Genomic DNA, 20,558 nt, shown 5'->3' on the forward strand with positions numbered 1-20,558 from the left:
GTGATAGCCTGTGGAGAGGACGTAAGACCTGCTCATACAGAGGCGACCTCGACGAAGCAGGAATTCAACGTCAAAGCTACCTATGCGTAGATTTGAGTAAGTTTGAAAGAACGGCATAGCAGCGTACTGCTTAGGATTCTCAAGGTATTTTCGTTGACTAATGATGATTGCGTTGCTACACTCTTGTGGGGATTTTATCGTTGAATAAAATTCCCGTTAAGGGAGAGATGATGCATGTCCACAGTGGTTGTGGTTGGAACACAGTGGGGCGATGAAGGCAAAGGCAAGATCACAGACTATCTCGCGGAGAAGGCGGATGTCGTTGCGCGCTATCAAGGCGGAAACAACGCGGGGCATCGAATTCGGCTCGGCGATCAAAAATTTGATCTACACCTTTTACCATCTGGAATTCTCTATCAAGATAAAGTATGTGTAATTGGCAATGGCATGGTCGTCGATCCACGTGCATTAATTGAAGAAATGGATTATCTTAAACAATTGGATGTCACGCTGGGTACGCTTGTGATCAGTGATCGTGCGCACCTTGTGATGCCATATCATATTCGTCTGGATGAACTCGAAGAAGAGCGCAAAGGCGCAAGTAAAATTGGTACGACGCGAAAAGGTATTGGACCTGCCTATATGGATAAGGCAGCGCGGATTGGTATTCGCGTTGTGGATCTACTTGATCGAGAAGTTTTCCGCGCAATGGTCGAGCGAAATCTTCTGGAGAAAAACCGCTTGTTTGAACGCTATTATGAGGCGGATGGATTCACTGTAGAAGAGATCATGGATGCCTATTTACCCTTGGCAGAATTGATTCGACCTTTTGTGACGGATACATCTGTGGTATTAGAAGCGGCGATTCTAAAAGGGCAAGATGTTTTATTCGAGGGAGCTCAGGCGACGATGCTCGATCTCGACCACGGAACGTATCCGTACGTTACAGCGTCGAATCCTGTGGCGGGTGGCGTGTGTATCGGTTCTGGGGTTGGGCCGACAGAGATTGACCAAGTGATCGGCGTGGTTAAAGCGTATACGACGCGTGTTGGGGAAGGTCCGTTTGTCAGTGAGCTTACCGACGCGCTTGGTGATCACATTCGCGAAGTGGGTCACGAGTATGGTGTGACCACAGGGCGGCCGCGTCGCGTTGGCTGGTTTGACAGTGTAGTGACACGACACGCGCGTCGCGTCAGTGGTCTTGACAGCATCGCGGTAACGAAACTTGACATCCTATCGGGCCTTGATGAGCTGCGCATTTGTATCGCGTATGACTGGAATGGTCAACGACTCGACGCAGTCCCCGCGAGCATCAAGCAGTTGAGTGAGTGCAAACCGATCTATGAGTCACTGCCGGGGTGGCAATCTGACATTTCAACTGTGCGCAGTTTTGATGAGCTTCCGAAGGAGGCGCAGTCGTATCTTAATCGGTTGTCAGAGCTGACAGGTGCTCCGATTTCTCTCTTCGGTACGGGAGCGGATCGCGACCAAATTGTGCAAATGAGGACTGTTTTTTAACTTGCCGAATGTCGATCACGGTCATCGGATTTTTACTTGCATTGATCGATCAATCATGGTATATTGATGACCGTTGATTCTTGAGCCATTAGCTCAGTTGGTAGAGCACCTGACTTTTAATCAGGGTGTCGCTGGTTCGAGTCCAGCATGGCTCATCGTTGGCCCCATGGTCAAGCGGTTAAGACACCGCCCTTTCACGGCGGGAACAGGGGTTCGAATCCCCTTGGGGTCACCATTTTATTACTCGTATGGGCGATTAGCTCAGCTGGGAGAGCACCTGCCTTACAAGCAGGGGGTCGGCGGTTCGAGCCCGTCATCGCCCACCATAAAAATGCCTTGATAAATCAAGGAAAATCGGACTGTACCCCCACAGGGTATGCAGTTCGATTTTGTTTTATGTCCTAGTTTTGTCCTAGTTTCTTTTCCTCTATCGTACGAATTGATTTTTTTGTAAGCACAAAGGGCGAGTGAAGAATCTCGTGCCCTTGCTCAGCACCGGTCGGTTGGTGCGCATGGATGAATGAACAAAATTTTTAAATGTCAATGTATTGATCAATTTTCGTTCGCATCTTCGAGCGATCAACCCAAGAAAACGGACAGCGAGTCTTACACCTGGGAAATGAGCGTCAAATTAATACGAGTTATCAAGCCACTGTTTATAGCTACGTGCCAATACGATCATCAATTCTTTAGCATGATGCTATCCTACCGCTTGTGTTGCTAAGGCAGATGCCGACGTATTGCATGCGGCACACGCAGCAAAATTACAGGAATACAATGGTGAAGTGGTCCGTGTTCGTCAGCTTTCTGTGGAGGGCATCATGGACTCCTAAATCGCTATGCAGTGCCAAGTAACCAAGCGATGTACGCATGGTTTAAGCAATATGGGGTGTAATGCTGCCCTATGGATTGAGATTGATTGGCGTGTCATCGTATTCCAGTGTAGGCGATACGTCAATCAGGCTCATCGGGATCGTGAAGCGGCCGTTATGCATAGGAGTCAAGTCGGCCATGGATACAAAGTGCTCTACCGTTTCATCGACATACAAAAGGACATTTTCCCGAAAAAGTTTGATGCGTTCAGCATCGGTGAGCGGGACCGCCGGTGTCGTTTGTGAGTTATAATCCGTTGCCGGCAGGACGATCGGTAACTGGTCCGGTTTCTTTGTCAATTGCATTGGATTGCAGAAGATCGTCTCTGTAAAGACGCCGGCCGTCCGCAGGCGTTCAATGACACGTCGTGCGGCGCGTTCCGCTCCCCGGCCGAAATTGCCCGGGAAGATTCCGATGTCAGCCTGCAAATCATTGTAGTCAGATCCTCCGAATAGCAGCACGTAAAGATCTGAACAGACGGAGAACACACAGGTCTTTGTCTCATCGCCTTGAATCAAAGTAACGCGGCGTATAGAGTCGTACGGTGTCACATTGATTTTAGGAAAGCGCGTAGAATACTGCACCATTTCAAATGACTGCGGCGTGGTCTTTGCTGCAGGCACATGCAACTCGCCTTGTGGGGTAATGAGTGTGAGCGCGTTGTAACGATGGTTCGGTTTGCTGCGTGGCAACAGGGAAGTAGCGAGGTTCAGTGTTGTGACGATCGTCACGCGCTTTTCTTGCGCTTTTTTTATGAGTGCGTCGAGAGTGCGTTCTGACTCATCGGCTGTATAGGCCGCATACTCCGGAAAGATCAGGATCTCGCCGACTTGGGCGCGATCACAAGTGTGGAGAATTTCCTCGCGAACCGCCGCCTCTGAACCGATCTGATACGTTTTTACACGCCAATTCAAGTTGTTATTGCCTCCTTCATGCACCCCGTCCATGGGTTCCATTCGTGACAAGCTTTACGAGTCATGCACTTCCGAGATGAGCATGGTGAGTGCGTCACTGTCTTCGAGTCCAGTGATATCGCCCTGAATCACGCTGCCCTCAAGCACCTCGCGCAGCATTCTGCGTATGATTTTTCCGGATCGTGTCTTTGGCATCACACTGACAAAATGAATGCGTTCCGGTTTGGCAAATGAGCCGATATCTTCGATAACTTTCTGCTGTAATGCTCTGGCCAGCACATCATTCGGTTGAAACAATTTGTCGATCGTGACAAACGCAACAGGAACGGTCCCCTTTATCGCGTCCGGTTGAGTCACTACGGCAGCTTCGACAACGGATTCGTGTTGAATGAGGGAACTCTCCATCTCCATGGTACTGATGCGATGTCCGGCGACGTTGATGACATCATCCACCCTCCCCAACACCCAGTAATGCCCATCGCTGTCGCGTACGGCGCTGTCGCCGGTGAAATAGGCGCCGGGTATTTGCTCAAAGTAGTTCTGCAAATAGCGGATGCGGTTGCCAAACACATCGCGCGCCAGTGTGGGAAACGGGGTTCGGATGATCAGAAAACCAGGCGTTCCGTCCTTCACGGGACGGCCTTCATGATCCACGATGTCAAGACGGTGACCAAAAAATGGAACACCGCATGATCCGGGTTTCATCGCTGTCGCGCCGGGCAGCGAGGCCAGTGGCGTACCGCCGGTCTCTGTTTGTCCCCAGGTATTGTTGATGACGGCGTGCCCCCCACCGACAACCCGGTACACCCAATTCCAGGCTTCCGGATTAAGTGGTTCGCCGACGGAGGCAATCAGGCGAATGGAAGAGAGATCATACGTTTGTGCCAAGGCTTCTCCATATTTCATAAGCATGCGGAAAGCCGTCGGAGCAGAGAATAATTTATTGATCTGGTAGCGCTCCACGATTTCGTATAAGCGGCCCTGATGCGGATGGTCGATGGCCCCTTCGTAGATGACATTCGTAACGCCGAGCGCCAATCCGCCCACGAGGACAAAGATATGGGCTGTCAGCCAACCAATGTCGGCGGTGTTCCAATACACGTCCTCGTCGCGCAGGTCGAGTTGGTATTTGGAGTAAGCGTAGGTCCCAAGCAGAAATCCGCCGCCGGCATGAACGATCCCTTTTGGCTTGCCGCTGGTTCCGCTTGTGAAAATCAGCAATCCGGGGTCGTTGCAGTCTAGCGGCACAGCGTCATTGGTTGCTGGGGCCGTTCGCATCAGTTCTGTATAGTCATAATCCCTGCCCTGCATCATGGGCGTGGCCAAGTCGGCAATTCGATTGAATACGATGACGTGCCTGACGGCGTGTTCACCCTGAAGAGCGGCATCCACAGTTTCCTTCAGAGTCAGCACTTTCCCTCTGCGATAACTGCCATTTGAGCAAATGACAGCTTTTGCGTTTGAAGTGACGATGCGCTCCCGGAGGGCTTCGGGTGAAAATCCCGCGAACACCGTATTATAAATAATTCCCATGCGGAAGCACGCGAGCAGGACAATATACGTTTCCGGGAGGTTTTGCATGTAGACACTGACGACGTCGCCCTTTGCAAGACCGAAGTTGCGGAGAACATTCGCAAACTTTTGCACATTGCGGTGCAGTTGCAGGTAAGTCAGTGACCGCGTTTCACCGTTCTCCCCCTCAAAGAAAAAGGCCACTTTGTTGCGGCGCAGCGGATTGTTTGCGTGACGATCCACACAGTTCAGGCATACGTTGATCTGGCTTCCGGGAAAGAAACGAAAATCGGGCATGCCTCCTTCTATAACCGTTTGTTCACGATGAACCCAATCCAGTTCGTCAGCGATTTTATTCCAGAATGCCGTAGGATCCTCGATGGATGTGCGGTACTCATTGCTGTACATGTCAGTGCTTGTCATGTAGGACCGTTCGACATAAGATGGGGGCGGAGGAAATGTTTTGCTTTTCTGAATAAAATCGATGCCATTTGGCGCATCCATCGTTCTTCCTCCTTTGTTTCTTTCAATATGTATGCGTTTTCTCCATAGTACGCCAGGACTTGCGCAAGAACAATAGAGTTTGATTGAGTCGGGGTCGACTCGAATGGAAAGGGATAAATATTCCCTTACGTTGAAGATTCATCGTTTGCAGAGGCGGCATTCAGCGATTTTACCCGATAGGTTCCCCACACGGAGAATCCGGTTGCGACAAGTACGCATCCAAACGCGCAGACCCCGTTCCATCTCCACGCGGTCCAGACGAAACTGCCGATGGCAGAACTGATGGAGCCGCCGAGAAAATAGGCCACCATGTATACCATGTTCAATCGGTTTCTTGCTTCTGGTAAAAGGTTGAAGATGCGGCTCTGATTTAGAATGTGCCCGGCTTGCGTGCCGAGATCGAGCAACACGATGCCGAGGATGAGTCCGACAAGGTGATATCCGAAAATCCAAAAGCAGAGAAATGAGAGAAGCACGGTGGTGAGTGCAAAGCCGGATAAGATCTGTGCGGGCATTCGATCCGCTAAACGTCCTGCGAAGCGAGCGGCGACGGCACCGACCACGCCGACTAATCCAAAGAGTCCGGCAATCTGGCTTCCATAGTGGTAGGGCGCTTGTTCAATAAAAAAGGTGAGTGTTGTCCAAAAAAGACTGAATCCACCGAATAGAGTTGCGCCGAGTAGTGAAGTCTCTCGCAAGGTGGGTTGTTCTCGAATCAATCGACCGACTGACACAAACAATTCGCGATAGGTGACCGTTTGCTCTGGGAAGGTTTGCGGGAGCAACAATCGCAAGAGAACGCTGAGGATTACCATCATCAGTGCAGCGATCCAGTACATGGTGCGCCAGCCAAAGTCGCCGCCAATCCATCCGGATGCCGTGCGCGCGAGCAAGATGCCGATGAGAAGACCGCTCATGACGCTGCCAATGACTTTGCCGCGTTCGTGTGGTGCGGCGAGTTGAGCGGCGAGGGGGATAAGCAGTTGAGGTGCAATCGATGTAACGCCGACAGCAAGACTGGCTGCATCCATCCATGCCATATTTTGCGCTGTCGCTATGCCGACAAGGAAGAGTGCCACTACGATGAGCAAGATCAGAATTAGACGTCTGCGCTCTTTCATATCCCCGAGTGGCACAAAAAAGAAGAGTCCAATTGCATATCCGATTTGGGTGCACATGGACAGGATACCGCCCTGCTGCGCTGTTGCGTGAAACGTGTGAACGATTTGCGCCAACAGGGGTTGATTGTAATACAGATTGGCGACCGTAACGCCGCTGACGAGAGCGAGAACAAAGACGACTCGCTTGGTGAGCGGAGAATGGGAGTGCTGAGGCTGTAGAAGCATCGTATCCATCCCTTAACCCCATCCAGGAAACACGGAGTGGAGACCGGTCAACGCCATTTGGACTGCGATAATGGAGAGAATAAAGCCCATGAGTCGAGTGATTGCGTTGAGCGCGGTGTGACTGATCCGCCCTGTGATCCAGGAGGCGTAGTAGAATAAGGCGAAGCATGTGAGCAAAACGATGATGACAGCGATAAAGACGGCCGTTGTATGCATGACCAGTTGCGGGCCGACGCTAAGCGCCATCACCGTTGTGATTGTGCCAGGGCCTGCCATAATCGGCAGGGCAAGCGGCGTCAAGGTAATATCGTGTTTTGGACTGGACTCGTCTGCGCGGGGAGACTGAACGTACGATGGCGTTGCGTTGAGCAAACGGTAGGCGATCCCAAAAAGCAGAATGCCTCCGGCGATTTGAAAGGCTTGAATCGTGATGCCAAAAAACGAGAGAACATCATGACCGATCAGCAAAAAGATGATGAGGATCAAAAAGGCGTTGATGACAGCCCGTTTGGCGATGCGCCGCCGTTCAGCGGAAGAGGCGTTAGATGTGAGTGCCAAGTAGGTGGGGAGAATCCCCAGCGGATTCATTACCGCAATGAGCGATACGATCGCATGAATTAAGTAGGAGGGCATGGGAAACTTTCATTCCTTTTCTGTTGTGTTCGTCTCATGCGGAACATGTATAGTATAGGGCATCAGGCAAATGAGTAAAATCGTGCGAAATAGGCGGTGAACCGATGGATGGCCAGGAGCGTGCGCGTCGTCAGGAGATGCTTATCGATTTTTTGCGGCAAGCAGAGGGCCCTCTTTCTGGTACACAGTTGGCGCGTCGTCTCGGCGTGACACGCCAAGTGGTCGTACATGATATCGCGCTTATGCGCGCCGCGGGTGTAACGATTTTATCGACGCCCCAAGGATATATTTATCAACAACGCGACTCGATGCGTTCCCAGACGGTGCTCGGGGTAAATCACACCCCAGAGCAAACAGCCCTGGAACTCTATACAATGGTTGATTTTGGGCTCTACGTGATGGACGTACAAGTTGAACATCCGCTGTACGGGATGTTATCCGGTGCGCTGCGACTAGCGTCGCGCCGAGATGTCGAGCTATTCCTTGAGCAAGTGCAGCGGCTGGACGCGCCGCTGCTTTCTTCTATAACGGGTGGATCGCACTATCACACGATCGCCTATCGCGAGACGCGCCATGTTGAAGAGGCGATCGCGAAACTGCGTGCGGTTGGGATCCACGTCGATGACGCGTGATGCCAAGAAAACGGTTATTCGGCCACGGTGCGCAGGCAGGATGCAGCCGCCTTAGCCGTTTGTCGCGCCTTTGTCACATCAGGATCGCTACTGAGCACGACTGCAATGCGTCGCCCTTTGGTGATGGTTGGTTTACCAAAAAGTCGCACTTGGGTTTGCGGATAGGCAAGTACGTCGGCAACCCCTTCAATTCGATACGAAGGCGCGTCCGCGTCCGCTTTCAGCACATGGGAAGCGCCGGGCGAGAGCAATTGAATCTCGGGGATGGGGAATCCGAGAATGGCGCGGACGTGCAGCGCGAACTCAGACAAGTTTTGCGTGATCATCGTCACCATGCCCGTATCGTGAGGTCGCGGCGAAACTTCGCTGAAATAGACCTCGTCCGGTGTGAGAAAGAGTTCGACGCCAAAGACGCCGTAACCGCCAAGGCGATCCGTGACGCGTTTTGCAATCTCTTGCGCTTTTTCAAGGTGTTGCGGATTCATCGCGTGAGGTTGCCAGGATTCAATATAGTCGCCATCTTGTTGACGGTGGCCAATGGGCGGGCAAAAAAGCGTACCCGATGCGGTGCGGACAGCGAGCAGTGTGATTTCTGATTCGAATGGAATAAACGATTCGACGATCACTTCTGCACTCTTGACGCGCCCGGCGGTCATCGCGTAATTCCATACCTGCTCCATCTCTTTCTCGGATCGACAGATGCTTTGTCCTTTTCCAGAAGAACTCATAATCGGTTTGACAACACAAGGGAATCCAATCTCGTAAGCGGCTTCTTTAAATGCAGCGAGACTCGTCGCGAACGCATAGCGCGCGGTAGGAATGCCAAGTTCCTCTGCGACAAGGGTGCGGATTCCTTTGCGATCCATGGTGAGCTTCGCCGCCGTGGCTGTGGGAATAACGCGAAACCCTTCCCGTTCAAGCGCGACAAGGGTGTCTGTCGAGATGGCTTCAATTTCAGGGACGATCAAATCGGGCTTTTCAGAGAGAATGAGCGTTCGCAATGCGTCTGCATCCGTCATGTCCACGACGTGATGGTGATGCGCAACCTGCATGGCGGGCGCATTCGGGTAACGGTCGACCGCGATGGTTTCAACGCCGTAGCGCTGCGCTTCAAGGATGACTTCTTTCCCGAGTTCACCAGAGCCAAGCAACATCACGCGTGTGGCGTTTGGTGAAAAGGGTGGGCTGAACATAAAAAAACCTCCTGTGGGGTTCGAGGTGTCACACCTCTGAAGTTGTGCCCAGGCGGTCGGCGTTATCGACGTTACACTCCATCGTGGTTACTCCACGTTACGTTCCGCCAGTCATGCAACGTCCCGCCTAGTATACATGAAGAAATAAGATTTTTCTCATCAAAATATGGGGAAACCTTCATCTCTCTCACCTCATGGGTTAAAGAACCTTGGCTACAATGAAATCATTCCGAAGGGGAGGGATTACACATGAAAAGATTCATCCTTGGTGGTGTTGCACTCGCGACGGCGGGTATGCTTTTGTCACAAGTATCCGCGTTTGCTGCAACGCAGAGCACGACGACTCCACCTGTCGCTCAAGTGACGAACCTGACACTTCCAGCGTCCGTGTCGGCAGGCCCTGAGGCAAAGGACGGCGTTGACAATGGCCCGAATGTTCAAGGCCAAGTGGGGGGTCAACGCAATGACGGTGGGATTGACAAACCCGGTGCTGAAAAGCATGGTGTCGAAAAAGGCATCGACCATGGTTTGAATCAAGGTCCGAACGTGCAGGATCAAGTGGGCAGTCAAACGAAGGATGGCGGCGTAGATGCGCATCCGGCGGGGCAAGGTAACTAACGCGTTCCTGCGCTCTGTCTGCCTACGGGTGGCTGAGTATACGCGTTGAACGGACCTGGAGTGATCGGCCAGCGAGAATGGACAAGTTCCATCATCGCTGGCCGTCTTCCTTTGCTATACTTGTATTGGGGTGAATAAAATGAGCAAAGAGCGAGTACTGCTCATCGAAGACGATGAAGAGATTGCCGGATTTGTCGAGTTAGAGCTGACGCATGAGGGATATCAGGTTACGGTGGCCAATGATGGTCGCGATGGGTTGCGCAAGGCGCTTGACGCGACGTGGGATCTACTGCTTTTGGATGTCATGCTCCCTGGAATGTCGGGTCTTGAAGTATGTCGCAGAATTCGTCTGGAGAGCACCGTACCGATCATCATGTTGACGGCCAAAGGCGGTATCTCTGACCGTGTGGCGGGGATCGACTATGGCGCGGACGACTATCTCATCAAACCGTTTGCGATTGAAGAGCTGATGGCTAGAATGCGAGGGTTATTGAGGCGGGCGCACTACGCGCAGGATTCGCTTACCGTACTCTCCATTGGCGATTTGACGCTTCATCAGGAGACGCGGGATGTGAAGCGGGGCGACGTCGAAATCCGTCTGACGCCGCGCGAGTTTGACTTGCTGCGTCACCTGATTGAGAACAAAGGGCATGTGCTATCGCGGGAAAATTTGCTGCATGCCGTGTGGGGCTATGATTTTTCCGGAGAAACGAATGTGGTTGACGTCTATGTTCGCTATTTGCGCGCAAAGGTCGATGAAGGATTCTCCACGCCCCTGATTCACACGGTGCGCGGCGTCGGATATGTGATGAAAGAATGAGAACGCGCTTATCCATCAAATGGCGCGTCTCTCTGATCTCAATCGGAACGATCGCGGGTATCACCGTTCTCTTTACACTGTTTATCTATTTTTCACTCTCTAAATGGATGATGGAACAACAGGATCACGCGGCACTGACAAGCACTCAACATATCGCGCTCGCCTATCCTGGAAACATTGAGCAAGGCAGTAATAATTCCAATGATAAATCGCAATCTTGGCTTTCGCAGTTTGCCTCCAAAAACCAGACGTTCTATATCATCGGATTAAACGGGAAAACGGTCGCAACGCTCGGAAATGCATTCGGCGTGCTTCCGCACTCAATCGGGCTGACACACGCACAAAAAGGAACACTCACGCATGTCGTCGAGCGCGGACATTCGTTTGTGCGAATCATCTTGCCCAGTCGCTCAGAGTCAGGCGATACTGTCGCCTGGGTGATTTCGTATGCGTCGACCGATGTTGTGCAGGCGTACATTACGGCACTGGTGCGTGTGTTAATCTTCGGATCGCTTCTTGCGCTGATTTTGGCTGGACTGAGTGGTTATGTGATGAGTTTCGTTGCGCTGCGCCCAATTACCGACATCATCCGGCGGATGCATCATATGGATGCGTTTTCGATCAAAGGACGATTGCCCCACGATTCTGGTCGCGATGAGATTGCGGAATTAGCAAAGACGTTTAACGAAATGCTCGATCGAATTCGCAAGACGATCGAGAAGCAGAATGAGTTTATCGCAGACGCCTCCCATGAGTTTCGATCGCCGCTCACCGTCATTGAAGGGTATACGAATCTGCTCGATCGCTGGGGAAAGGATGATCCAGCCGTGACGGAACGCTCCATTGGCGCGATCAAAAAAGAGGCTGCACGTTTGCGAAGATTGACGAATGGACTTCTGCAACTCGCATCACTTGCCAATGTGCAACTCGAAAGTACACCGTGTGACGCCAAACGTGTCGTGGAAGAGGTCGTCCTTCAATTTAGCGAGGTTTTTCAGCGAAACATTGCATTTGAATGTTCCGATGTATCGGTGATGACAGAAATGCAATCCGAGCATCTCCATCAAGTGACTGCGATTCTTTTACAAAATGCGGTCAAGCACACCACAGAAGGCCAGGGAATTTCAGTGCGGGCGGTACGTCAGAAGAGCGGACTTCTTTTGGCTGTCGAGGATAAGGGCGAGGGGATTGACCCGGAGCATCTTCCCCACGTTTTTGATCGATTTTACCGCTCAGACCGAGCGCGCAGTCGATCAACCGAAGGATTTGGGCTGGGACTTGCGATAGCCAAAGAGATCGTCGGTCTTTATCAAGGAACGATTCAAGTCGTGAGCGAAAGAGGGAAGGGAACGGTTTTTTCGGTAACAATTCCGGCTCGATAGGGCAGATTGCGACCGCCAAGAAATATTCTCATCAAATTCTAATCTGTTTCTATCTATATTCTAATATTTTCGTCCCGCCGTTTTAATCATGAGCCAGTACACTGATGCTGCACAGGGTACGCCGTGTGCTTGATGACGTGGCTAGGCAAATGGGATTACGCAAGGGGCAATGTTGGATGTGCGGAATTGCTGCAATCGTACCAAAGATACACCCATTTCCACAGCAGGAAGAGATTTTGGTGGAAATGCTTGATAGCATGGTTCATCGCGGGCCGGATGGTCACGGGGTGATGCGAAAAGGACACCTCGCGTTGGGTATGGTTCGACTTGCGATCGTTGATCTTGAGCATGGCATGCAACCGCTTTTTAATGAAGATCAGACACTTACCTTGGTTTGTAATGGAGAAATCTACAATGCGGATGACCTGCGGACATCCTTGATCAAATCCGGGCATACGTTTCAAACGTTTTCAGACACTGAAGTGATTTTACATTTATACGAAGAAAAAGGGAAAGAATGCCTTGCCGATCTTGAAGGCATTTTTGCATTTGCACTATGGGATGAAAAAGAGCAAGAACTTTTTATTGCGCGGGATCGACTCGGCGTAAAACCACTCTACTATATGGATCAGGGGGCGTATTGGGCGATCGCGTCAGAAATGCGCGCGCTCCTTCCTTTGATCGATGAGGCGGTTCACCTTGATCGCGATGCGGTGACTGCGTATCATGCGTACCGCTTTACACCGCGCGAGCAGACGATGGTCAAAGGGATTTATCGGCTACTCCCAGGTCACTATGCAGTCGCCTCGAAAGCGGGGATGGTGCACCATGCGTATTGGACCCCTGTGTTTGCGACGCCAATCGTGAAGCGCAACCATGCGGATCAGGCCGTACACCTGCGCTCTCTGCTTTTTCACGCTGTAAAGAGTCAACATGCGGAGGAAGTCAAATCTGCCGTGCTTTTAAGCGGAGGGTTAGATTCGACAGCGATCCTCGCGATGCGACGCGAATTTCTGGGAAACCGCGAGGATTGTGCCATTACGGTTGCGTTTGAGCGACCGAAACGACACGCGGAGCGTGAAGAGTACACGGAAATGAGCGAGGCAGAACGTGTCGCGCTCCGTTTCGGTGCGCAACATCTCTCGCAAATCGTCAGTGCGGAAGAAGCGCTAGAAGCGTTTCCTCGTATTATCCAAGATCTTGATGAACCGATCGCTGATCCGACAGCCATTCCACTCTGGTTTGCGGCAAAGCTTGCGAACCGTCACGAAACGAAGGTTTTATACAGCGGTGAAGGCATGGATGAGTTGTTTGCGGGATATTCCATCTATGGTCACGAGAAGGTGTTGCGCCGTATGCGCATGATCCCATCGCCCTTGCGGCGGGCGCTGCGAAACATACTTTTGCGGGCAGACTTGCCGGGTGCAGGTGTCCTGGAGCGGTCGCTAAGTGATGTGGAGACGTGGTATCAAGGCGTTGGCGGTGTGTTTACGCGCGCAGAGCGCATCGCGCTTCTGGGTGGAGACGAGAGCCGACGAGGTAAGTGTCCTTCTGCATTTTACGGAGAATCGCTTGATAAAGCGAAACATAGTGCAAGTAGCGACCTGCAGCGCATGATGCTTCTTGATCTTGTGACGTGGCTGCCCGACAATACGCTTGCCAAATCGGATAAGATCACCATGGCACACTCTGTGGAGATGCGCGTGCCCTTTTTGAATCAAGAAGTGGTGGAGTATGCCCTCGCGTGTCCGGATCACCTGAAGTGGAAACGGGAAGGGAAAGAGATTGTGCGCAGAGCGCTCGAAGGTGTTATACCGGAGGAGGTTCTTAGGCGCAAAAAGGTCGGATTTAACGTACCCGTATCGGCGTGGATCTTTGGCGAGTGGAATTCCTATGCAAAAGCGATGCTTTTATCGGATGACGCCGTGACCCGAACGCTATACGAACATCGCGCGGCGCACCTTTTTGATGCAAAACCCAGTCAACAAGAGCGCGCTGGAAGGCTATTGTTTGCTATGCTGACCTTGGAGCTTTGGCTTAGGTACATGCCGATGCGAGCGGAAAAAAGGGGATTGTTTCATGAACGGGAAGTCGCGCATTATCCCACTGAAAGAAGGATTCCACGTGTGGACGCGGCAAGTGGGGGAAAGTCCGATCAAGCTGTTGCTGCTTCACGGCGGGCCTGGGTTTAACCACGAATACTTAGAGTGTTTTGCGGACTTTTTACCGCCGGAAGGCGTAGAACTGTACTTCTATGATCAATTGGGTTCCTATTTCTCAGATCAACCGGATGATTCCTCACTGTGGATTGACACGCGATTTCGAGAAGAGGTCGAACAGGTTCGCTCTTTTCTCGGCTTAGAATCATTTTATCTCTGCGGCCAATCGTGGGGTGGGTATCTCGCGATTGAGTATGCGCTCAAATACCCATCGCATCTCAAAGGCCTTGTCATCTCGAACATGACGGCGAGCATTCCCGCCTATGTCGCGTCGATTCAAGCGCTGCGCAATCAATTGCCGGAACCCATCGTTTCCCGCATGCTTGAATTTGAAGAACGCGGCGATTTTGAAGCAGAAGCGTATCAAGAGCTTGTCATGGAACATCTCTACAAGAAGCACATTTGTCGTCTGGATCCGTGGCCGGAAGCGGTGCGGCGCGGGTTTGCCCATGCGAATATGCAGGTCTACAACACAATGCAGGGACCAAACGAGTTTCTCGTCACCGGAAACTTCAAGGATTGGGACCGTTTTGCAGACCTAAAGGACATCCATACACCGACGCTTCTTCTCTCTGGTCGTCATGACACGATGGCGCCGTCTGACATTGAAGAGATGGGACGGCGCATCCCCGCGTCGCGCGTCGCCATTTGCGAAGCGGGGAGTCACCTCTCGATGTGGGATGATCAGGAAACGTACTTTGCGCATTTGCTCCAGTTCATCCGCGACGTTGAGGCGGATCGATTCAACCGCGATTGACCCACGCTTGGCCGCCGTTTGTCGTGACAAAAAGCCCGTCGTAGGTGCTAAACGCGTAACCAAAGCGCGGTGTGAGGAATTGCATCGCGCTCCACGTGATCCACTGATTGTGCGGGAACATGTACCGCTTCCACGTCTTTCCTCCATCGCTTGTCGACTGGTATCCTGTTTGCGCACTCAACATAAACGAACCGCTGTCAGGCGTCGGTCCGAGCGCGAGAAAATTCGCGTTTTGCGCGCGCGCGGCGACGGGAATCGCCGTTTTCGCGAGTCCTGCGGCGTCTGCCATGAGCGAAATCGGGTCGGTGGATGCTGCCAGGAGCCATGTCAGGCCGCCGTTTCGCGTCAACCACGCGTGATGGCCAAGCGCCCCCACAATGTATCCGAATCTTCCCTGCATATCGATGCTCGATGCGCGACCGGATCCTCCTTTTAACGCAAAGGGGACGAATACCTTTCCGCCGTCTTGCGTCTTGTAGAGGTGCTGGTCTGAACCAATGATGTAACCGACGTTTGGCGATGGAAAGGCGACAATCTGAGCAGAGGATGGACCGCTATAGGGAAGTGGATTGTGCACGGGAAGCCGTCCGATAATGCTCCACGTCGCACCGCTATCGCGTGTCATCAGGACGTCGTTTGCAGCACCAGGGATTCCCACACCGTAGCCGAGTTTTGGTGTGACCATCTGCGCGCTAAGCACGGGGGATGGTTTTGGCGAGGGGTAGATGGCTTGCCAATGCAATCCGCCGTCGCGCGTACGCAGTACGGTTCCGCTTTGTTCCCCCTGAAGGAGGAGATATCCGATCTGTTGACTCGGGAACGCAGAGACGTTGCCGAAGCCCATGCCATTCGCTGCGGGAATGGGGGTTGACTTTGACCACGTTTTTCCGCCATTCATCGTCTCGGTGACAGAGGTTGTCCCATAGCCGCACGCCGCACAACCTCCCACGAAGTACGCGCGGGTGGCGCTGATCGGAAAGATCTGTCCGCCGTGGCTCCCAGGCCCTTGCGGGATAGGTGTGGCACGGTGTGTCACCGGAATGCCGGGCGCGGGTCCGGCTCCGGCCGTTGACAATGCGAGAACGGGCTTGAATTGCTGGCCTACGAGGCGAAACACGGTGTAGGAGGACTGTGACATGCCGGCGCCGCCGTCTACCATGACCCACGCGCCGTTTTTAACCAATTTTATCTGTGCGCCTTGGATCATCCCGGGGCCGGAGATGCGGTTGACGAGTTGAAACGAGCGTCCGCCGTTGTGTGTGACATAGAATGCACCTTCGCCGTACCCTGCCTGGTTGGATGATGTGATCTTAGGTTGTGTGAAGATGTATCCAAAACCATTTGCATCAATCGAAACAGCGAGCGCGGGTTCCGGCGTCTTGAGGGGGATCCACGTCTTCCCGCCATTGCTCGTGCGAAAGAGTGTTCCGCCTAGGTCTGGCTGCTGACGCGAGGGGGAGATCGCGTATCCGAGTGAGAGCGTGTCAAAGGTTACGCTGTTTGCGAGATTAAAAGGGAGAGGACGTGTCGTAAAAGAGTTGCCGCCGTTCGTTGAGATGGCGAGTTGTGCGCCAGATTGAGACTGTGAAACAGCGATGAGTGTATGCGAATTAAGCGGCGTGAGATCCGTCAAATTCAGCCCGTGCAACGGAATCACGCGGAAATGGTTGCCGCCATCCGTCGTGGCGTAAAGTTCACCCTGCGCGGCGAGCCAACCTGTCGACGGTGTTGCAAACGCGAGGTCTTGCAGTGGGTTAACCGCGGATTGGTGGATGGATACAGGAATCACGTGCAGAATCGGGCGCATCGCAGCGAATGTGCAAGGCGTGAGCGCGGCTCCTGCGAGAAAAAACGATGCGATACCCGTTCGCGCGATCCATTTGGGTGAGAAAGTTTTCATAGCAAGGTACTCCTTCACAGTTCGTTACAAGACAGACGAAAAAAGGAGGGTTGGGGTTTCAAACTTCTTTGCGGTAAACTATTCCATAGAAAAAGGATGGGGGAATTCACGTGAGTATTCATCTTGCGGCAGCCAAAGAGGATATCGCAGATGTCGTTTTGCTACCTGGGGATCCACTGCGCGCCAAGTTTATCGCAGAAAACTTCCTTGAAAATGCGGTCTGTTACAACGAAGTGCGTGGGATGTACGGGTTTACAGGTACCTATCAAGGGAAGCGCGTTTCTGTGCAGGGGACGGGGATGGGAGTTCCGTCGATCTCCATCTATGTTCATGAATTGCTTGAATCGTATGGTGTGAAAACGCTCATTCGCGTTGGAACGTGTGGAGCGCTTCGCAAGGATGTGAGATTGCGGGATGTCATTTTGGCGATGTCAGCATCAACCGATTCTGCCACAAATCGCATCCGCTTTCCAGAGGTGCAGTTTGCTCCGACGGCAGATTTTTCACTTATCATGAATGCGTATCTCGCGGCAAAGGAAGGCGTCATTGATGTGCGCGTCGGCCCTATTTTTACGACAGATACGTTCTATAGTGAGGCGCAGAGCGTCGTTGATCACGTGGCAAGCTACGGCGCCCTCGCGGTGGAAATGGAGACATCTGCGCTCTATACGCTGGCAGCCAAGTTTGGCGCGCGTGCACTCTCTGTTTTGACGGTGAGCGATCACTTGGTCACAGGGGAGACGACGACGGCACAAGAGCGTCAGGAAACGTTTCGTGACATGATGCAAATTGCACTTGACGCGGCGATTCGTGAGTAGCTGATGTGTAGAATGATTGTACAGAGCGTCCACTACGGCGAATGAGTCAAGGTCAAAAACCTTGCATGCCACAATGGACGCTCTGAGTATGGTTGTAAGGCGAATTACCAACCAAACGGGGCAACGGCTGGATAGATTCCAGTGATCCCCCCATAAGGCATGAAAATTCCTCCGGGGACAGGCGATGGAAAGAAGGCAAGCGAGACGTCAGATTGATCAGCATGCACATTCAATAGCTGTGCGGACAGCTGTTCCTCATCCGTGCCGGAACTGTGCGCGGCGTCTACGCGTGTGACATGGGAGAGGATCATGCCCCGTTCAAGGACATGGGTGACGAGCCCGTGATGGACACCGTAGACGGAGTGGCACTGAATCCACTTTTGGTGATGCATGCGGACGGTTTCCGCTGTGTAGACCATGAACAATTCCTCCATATCGCGTCATTTACCCTGTTACGATATGGTGAGAGGGGCGTTTGTTCCTGTGTGTTTGCCCTGATCAAGAGAATCGTTTGCCCTTTTTTTGCAGACCTTACCGTTATGGCCGCAGTTTCTAGAAAGCGAACACGAGGGAATTTTACGCAGTCAAAATCGATTCATGATTCATCACGAATTGTACATTTCCTTTCCAAAAAAGGCGTCGTTTATCATAAAGCCTTTTGCTACAATGCGGATGACATAAAGCGTATGCGGCCGGGTAAAGGGGATTTTGTTCTGAACAAAGTAGCATTCAGTACCGTTGTGAGCGTTCTCGGCAGCCTATCGATGGCAGGTTTTCTCTATTTTACTCGAACTCACGCGATGGGCGCGCCTGTCGTCATGATCAATCACGTTGTGGTGAATCCGAACGTCCCTGTACAACGCGCGACACTGCGGAAATTTCCATTTCCGTTTCAAGCGATGCTCGCGATTGCATCTGATGCGGATCACGTGACACTGCGCAAGTTTAATGTTGTTCACGAATTCTTGAACACGAAGGAGGACACGATGCTCGGGCTTGGTCTTGGTCTTGATGTGAGCGACAGTTTTTTTGCGTACAACGGCTCGGACAGCCCCGACATCGTCGATATCAACCACACGCCATTGCGCGATGAGATGACCTTTTTCCGCGGTGTATCACGCCAGCTTTACATGGGCAAGATCCTGCTTCGCTATATGCGCGCAGGATGGATCGACTCATTTCACTCCATGGGCGATTATTCGCGCGTCGATTCAACGCAGACGCTATTTAAACGAAGTCAGGCGGAATACGCGATCGCCTATCTCTTGAAGCAGGGGATCCATCTCACCGTTACGATTGATCACGGTAATCAGAGCAACGTAGCCAATTTTGGCGCGTACGGATACAAGGACAATCCATTTTTCGACTACCAACAAGGAGCAAACCCGTATTCACCTTATTACGTGGCAGATTTGTTGCGGGAAATCGGCGTTCGCTTTGTGTGGCCTGACATCTACAATGGAAATTTCAGCATGAAGAGCATGCTATTCCCGATTCATCTTCAAGACGGTCACACGATGTGGGGATTTTGGCGCTACACAGGTCGACTCGTTCAAGGCGTGATTCGCGGTAAACTTTATAATTTGCGGTGGGAGAATGAGTGGAATCCGCATGACCTCTACAGGCAATTGTCGTTGCGTCATCTGAGTGAGTTGATTCGCACGCACGGCTATGCGATTGTCGCACAGCACTTGGAAGGCAATGCGGATGCCTTTGTCTTGCCGACAAGTGCGATTGAGGCGCTAACGCGACTCGCACACTTTCAGGATCGCGGTAGCATCTTGGTGGCGCGCACCAGTCGATTGCTTATGTACAACCTCGTGACACAATACTTGCAGTTTCACACGACGTACGCAAAAGGCGTCACGACGATTGACATCACTCGTATAAACGATCCTGTGGATGGAGCTTGGATTCCCACGCTTGATCAATTACACGGTGTAACCTTCGACGTGCGTGATCCCAATCAGGTCGTTTTGCGCGTAAACGGCAAACTTGTGCCTGAAAGTTGGATCAAACGCTCGCCACACACGATCGGTGTGGTGTGGTTTGCGCCTGATTACACCAATTATGCGATTGGGAGTTAAGGATTAAAAAAGAAATTTTCATGGGAGTTTGCGGAAGATCGCACATAGTCGTTGACAGGCTGTTCCCCACCCATCATAATGTTAGAAATCGCTGGTTGAGACGGGTAAGTTTCAGGGGGTGTGGGCGTGGTACCCGAACACTTTATCGAATTCGACCCTGTTCACCGGCAGGATCGCCGAGGTCGCTTCTTTATTTTGTCAGGTCCTTCTGGTGTTGGCAAAAACACGTTGCTGGCAAAGGTGCTAACTGACCTGCCGTGGATGTACTATGTGCCTTCTGCGACGACGCGCGCAATGCGGCCTGGGGAGTATCAATTTCACCCTTATGTGTTTTTAAGCACAGAAGAGTTCGAAGGTTTGATCGAGAAGGGTCAGTTTCTTGAGTGGAAGCGAATCCACAATGCAAGCTATTATGGAACGCATCGCCCTACGATTGAACATGCCATCGAGCAGGGATATGATTTGATCACAGATATGGATGTGCTGGGGTGCGCTGACGCAGTGGCTGCCTTTCCAGAAGATACGTATACCATTTTTATTACACCGCCCAATTTGAATGTATTATCTGATCGCTTGCTGTCGCGCGACGCGGATGTAGCGGCAGTTTCGCAACGGCTAAAACGTGTAGAACTTGAGATGGGCCATATGAACAAGTATGACTATGTGCTTGTGAATGATGATTTGGAGGTCAGCGCGCAACAACTCAAGGAATTGTTGCGCGCGAGTCTCGTTTCGGTGAAACGGGCGGGATCGGTCGCCAAAACCATGCCTTCATAAGCGTGCCCTGCGAGAGCGTGCGGAGCGCAGTGTACCTTCCATTTTTGAACACGCT

17 protein-coding genes, 3 tRNA genes and 1 riboswitch are annotated in these 20,558 nt (G+C 52.1%); of the genes, 13 read left to right on the plus strand and 7 right to left on the minus strand.

The annotated features are described in order from the left end of the window. Positions 1-234: 234 nt before the first annotated feature. The 4 genes from AYW79_RS07290 (at position 235) to AYW79_RS07305 (ending at position 1,844) form a co-directional block, all read left to right on the plus strand. A complete protein-coding gene (locus tag AYW79_RS07290) occupies positions 235-1,518 on the plus strand; it encodes an adenylosuccinate synthase (RefSeq protein WP_067563892.1) in 1,284 nt (427 codons plus the stop codon). Between the two features lie 82 nt (positions 1,519-1,600). Further along, a tRNA-Lys gene (locus AYW79_RS07295) sits at positions 1,601-1,673 on the plus strand. A 5-nt stretch (positions 1,674-1,678) separates the two neighbouring features. Beyond that, positions 1,679-1,753, plus strand: a tRNA-Glu gene (locus tag AYW79_RS07300). 15 nt (positions 1,754-1,768) lie between these two features. Continuing rightward, positions 1,769-1,844, plus strand: a tRNA-Val gene (locus AYW79_RS07305). Between the two features lie 576 nt (positions 1,845-2,420). Here AYW79_RS07305 and AYW79_RS07310 read toward each other — a convergent pair. From AYW79_RS07310 to AYW79_RS07325, 4 genes are all read right to left on the minus strand, one after another. After that, the gene (locus AYW79_RS07310; protein ID WP_067563895.1) at positions 2,421-3,305 is read right to left on the minus strand and encodes a hypothetical protein; all 885 of its coding nucleotides are present in this window, start codon (positions 3,303-3,305) and stop codon (positions 2,421-2,423) included. 54 nt (positions 3,306-3,359) lie between these two features. After that, positions 3,360-5,321 carry an acetate--CoA ligase gene (gene acs, locus AYW79_RS07315; RefSeq protein ID WP_067563897.1) on the minus strand — a complete coding sequence of 654 codons (1,962 nt, stop codon included), beginning with the start codon at positions 5,319-5,321 and terminating at the stop codon, positions 3,360-3,362. 125 nt (positions 5,322-5,446) lie between these two features. Continuing rightward, positions 5,447-6,676 carry an MFS transporter gene (locus AYW79_RS07320; RefSeq protein ID WP_067563900.1) on the minus strand — a complete coding sequence of 410 codons (1,230 nt, stop codon included), beginning with the start codon at positions 6,674-6,676 and terminating at the stop codon, positions 5,447-5,449. A 3-nt stretch (positions 6,677-6,679) separates the two neighbouring features. Then, positions 6,680-7,300 carry a MarC family protein gene (locus AYW79_RS07325; RefSeq protein ID WP_067563902.1) on the minus strand — a complete coding sequence of 207 codons (621 nt, stop codon included), beginning with the start codon at positions 7,298-7,300 and terminating at the stop codon, positions 6,680-6,682. A 104-nt stretch (positions 7,301-7,404) separates the two neighbouring features. On the opposite strand from AYW79_RS07325, the gene AYW79_RS07330 reads away from it, so the two are divergent. Beyond that, a complete protein-coding gene (locus AYW79_RS07330) occupies positions 7,405-7,932 on the plus strand; it encodes a transcription repressor NadR (RefSeq protein ID WP_067563904.1) in 528 nt (175 codons plus the stop codon). Between the two features lie 14 nt (positions 7,933-7,946). On the opposite strand, the gene purT is transcribed toward AYW79_RS07330, so the two are convergent. Then, entirely contained in the window at positions 7,947-9,125 is a 1,179-nt protein-coding gene (purT, locus tag AYW79_RS07335) for a formate-dependent phosphoribosylglycinamide formyltransferase (RefSeq protein ID WP_067563906.1), read from the minus strand. A gap of 39 nt (positions 9,126-9,164) precedes the next feature. Then, positions 9,165-9,250: riboswitch (ZMP/ZTP riboswitch) on the minus strand. A gap of 124 nt (positions 9,251-9,374) precedes the next feature. Here purT and AYW79_RS07340 point away from each other — a divergent pair. The 5 genes from AYW79_RS07340 (at position 9,375) to AYW79_RS07360 (ending at position 14,921) form a co-directional block, all read left to right on the plus strand. Next, entirely contained in the window at positions 9,375-9,743 is a 369-nt protein-coding gene (locus AYW79_RS07340; protein ID WP_067563909.1) for a hypothetical protein, read from the plus strand. Positions 9,744-9,882: 139 nt separating this feature from the next. After that, positions 9,883-10,563, plus strand: a complete 681-nt coding sequence (locus AYW79_RS07345; RefSeq protein ID WP_067563912.1) for a response regulator transcription factor — start codon at positions 9,883-9,885, stop codon at positions 10,561-10,563. Continuing rightward, the gene (locus AYW79_RS07350) at positions 10,560-11,945 is read left to right on the plus strand and encodes a sensor histidine kinase (RefSeq protein ID WP_067563914.1); all 1,386 of its coding nucleotides are present in this window, start codon (positions 10,560-10,562) and stop codon (positions 11,943-11,945) included. Before AYW79_RS07345 ends, AYW79_RS07350 begins: the two co-directional genes overlap by 4 nt. Positions 11,946-12,121: 176 nt before the next feature. Beyond that, positions 12,122-14,137: an asparagine synthase (glutamine-hydrolyzing) gene (gene asnB, locus AYW79_RS07355; RefSeq protein ID WP_067563917.1), complete on the plus strand. Its 2,016-nt coding sequence runs from the start codon at positions 12,122-12,124 to the stop codon at positions 14,135-14,137. Beyond that, complete coding sequence (locus tag AYW79_RS07360; RefSeq protein WP_231877764.1) at positions 14,070-14,921, plus strand: proline iminopeptidase-family hydrolase; 852 nt, start codon at positions 14,070-14,072, stop codon at positions 14,919-14,921. Before asnB ends, AYW79_RS07360 begins: the two co-directional genes overlap by 68 nt. Here the strand turns inward: AYW79_RS07360 and AYW79_RS07365 are convergent. Next, on the minus strand, positions 14,908-16,821 hold the full coding sequence (locus AYW79_RS07365) for a WD40/YVTN/BNR-like repeat-containing protein (RefSeq protein WP_067563922.1): 1,914 nt from the start codon (positions 16,819-16,821) through the stop codon (positions 14,908-14,910). The genes AYW79_RS07360 and AYW79_RS07365 overlap by 14 nt on opposite strands. 110 nt (positions 16,822-16,931) lie before the next feature. Between AYW79_RS07365 and deoD the strand changes: the two genes are divergently transcribed. Further along, positions 16,932-17,639: a purine-nucleoside phosphorylase gene (deoD, locus tag AYW79_RS07370; protein WP_067563924.1), complete on the plus strand. Its 708-nt coding sequence runs from the start codon at positions 16,932-16,934 to the stop codon at positions 17,637-17,639. A 104-nt stretch (positions 17,640-17,743) separates the two neighbouring features. Here the strand turns inward: deoD and AYW79_RS07375 are convergent, their stop codons facing one another. Continuing rightward, complete coding sequence (locus AYW79_RS07375) at positions 17,744-18,058, minus strand: beta/alpha barrel domain-containing protein (protein ID WP_067563927.1); 315 nt, start codon at positions 18,056-18,058, stop codon at positions 17,744-17,746. Positions 18,059-18,325: 267 nt separating this feature from the next. On the opposite strand from AYW79_RS07375, the gene AYW79_RS07380 reads away from it, so the two are divergent. Beyond that, positions 18,326-19,726, plus strand: coding sequence for a hypothetical protein (locus AYW79_RS07380; protein ID WP_156481781.1), 1,401 nt, complete (start codon positions 18,326-18,328; stop codon positions 19,724-19,726). A gap of 126 nt (positions 19,727-19,852) precedes the next feature. Further along, a complete protein-coding gene (gmk, locus tag AYW79_RS07385; RefSeq protein WP_067952762.1) occupies positions 19,853-20,503 on the plus strand; it encodes a guanylate kinase in 651 nt (216 codons plus the stop codon). The last annotated feature ends 55 nt before the right edge of the window (positions 20,504-20,558 follow it).

This window comes from Ferroacidibacillus organovorans (assembly GCF_001642725.1).
In the GTDB taxonomy this organism is placed as follows: domain Bacteria; phylum Bacillota; class Bacilli; order Alicyclobacillales; family SLC66; genus Ferroacidibacillus; species Ferroacidibacillus organovorans.

What these genes read in the sequence shown, in the direction of transcription:
- acs (WP_067563897.1), bottom strand. Translation starts at nt 5,321, where the DNA reads ATGGATGCGCCAAATGGCATCGATTTTATTCAGAAAAGCAAAACATTT.
- AYW79_RS07375 (WP_067563927.1), bottom strand. Translation starts at nt 18,058, where the DNA reads ATGGTCTACACAGCGGAAACCGTCCGCATGCATCACCAAAAGTGGATT.
- AYW79_RS07340 (WP_067563909.1), top strand. Translation starts at nt 9,375, where the DNA reads ATGAAAAGATTCATCCTTGGTGGTGTTGCACTCGCGACGGCGGGTATG.
- AYW79_RS07325 (WP_067563902.1), bottom strand. Translation starts at nt 7,300, where the DNA reads ATGCCCTCCTACTTAATTCATGCGATCGTATCGCTCATTGCGGTAATG.
- purT (WP_067563906.1), bottom strand. Translation starts at nt 9,125, where the DNA reads ATGTTCAGCCCACCCTTTTCACCAAACGCCACACGCGTGATGTTGCTT.
- asnB (WP_067563917.1), top strand. Translation starts at nt 12,122, where the DNA reads ATGTGCGGAATTGCTGCAATCGTACCAAAGATACACCCATTTCCACAG.
- AYW79_RS07345 (WP_067563912.1), top strand. Translation starts at nt 9,883, where the DNA reads ATGAGCAAAGAGCGAGTACTGCTCATCGAAGACGATGAAGAGATTGCC.
- AYW79_RS07320 (WP_067563900.1), bottom strand. Translation starts at nt 6,676, where the DNA reads ATGGATACGATGCTTCTACAGCCTCAGCACTCCCATTCTCCGCTCACC.
- AYW79_RS07290 (WP_067563892.1), top strand. Translation starts at nt 235, where the DNA reads ATGTCCACAGTGGTTGTGGTTGGAACACAGTGGGGCGATGAAGGCAAA.
- AYW79_RS07380 (WP_156481781.1), top strand. Translation starts at nt 18,326, where the DNA reads ATGCGGCCGGGTAAAGGGGATTTTGTTCTGAACAAAGTAGCATTCAGT.
- AYW79_RS07365 (WP_067563922.1), bottom strand. Translation starts at nt 16,821, where the DNA reads ATGAAAACTTTCTCACCCAAATGGATCGCGCGAACGGGTATCGCATCG.
- AYW79_RS07350 (WP_067563914.1), top strand. Translation starts at nt 10,560, where the DNA reads ATGAGAACGCGCTTATCCATCAAATGGCGCGTCTCTCTGATCTCAATC.
- AYW79_RS07330 (WP_067563904.1), top strand. Translation starts at nt 7,405, where the DNA reads ATGGATGGCCAGGAGCGTGCGCGTCGTCAGGAGATGCTTATCGATTTT.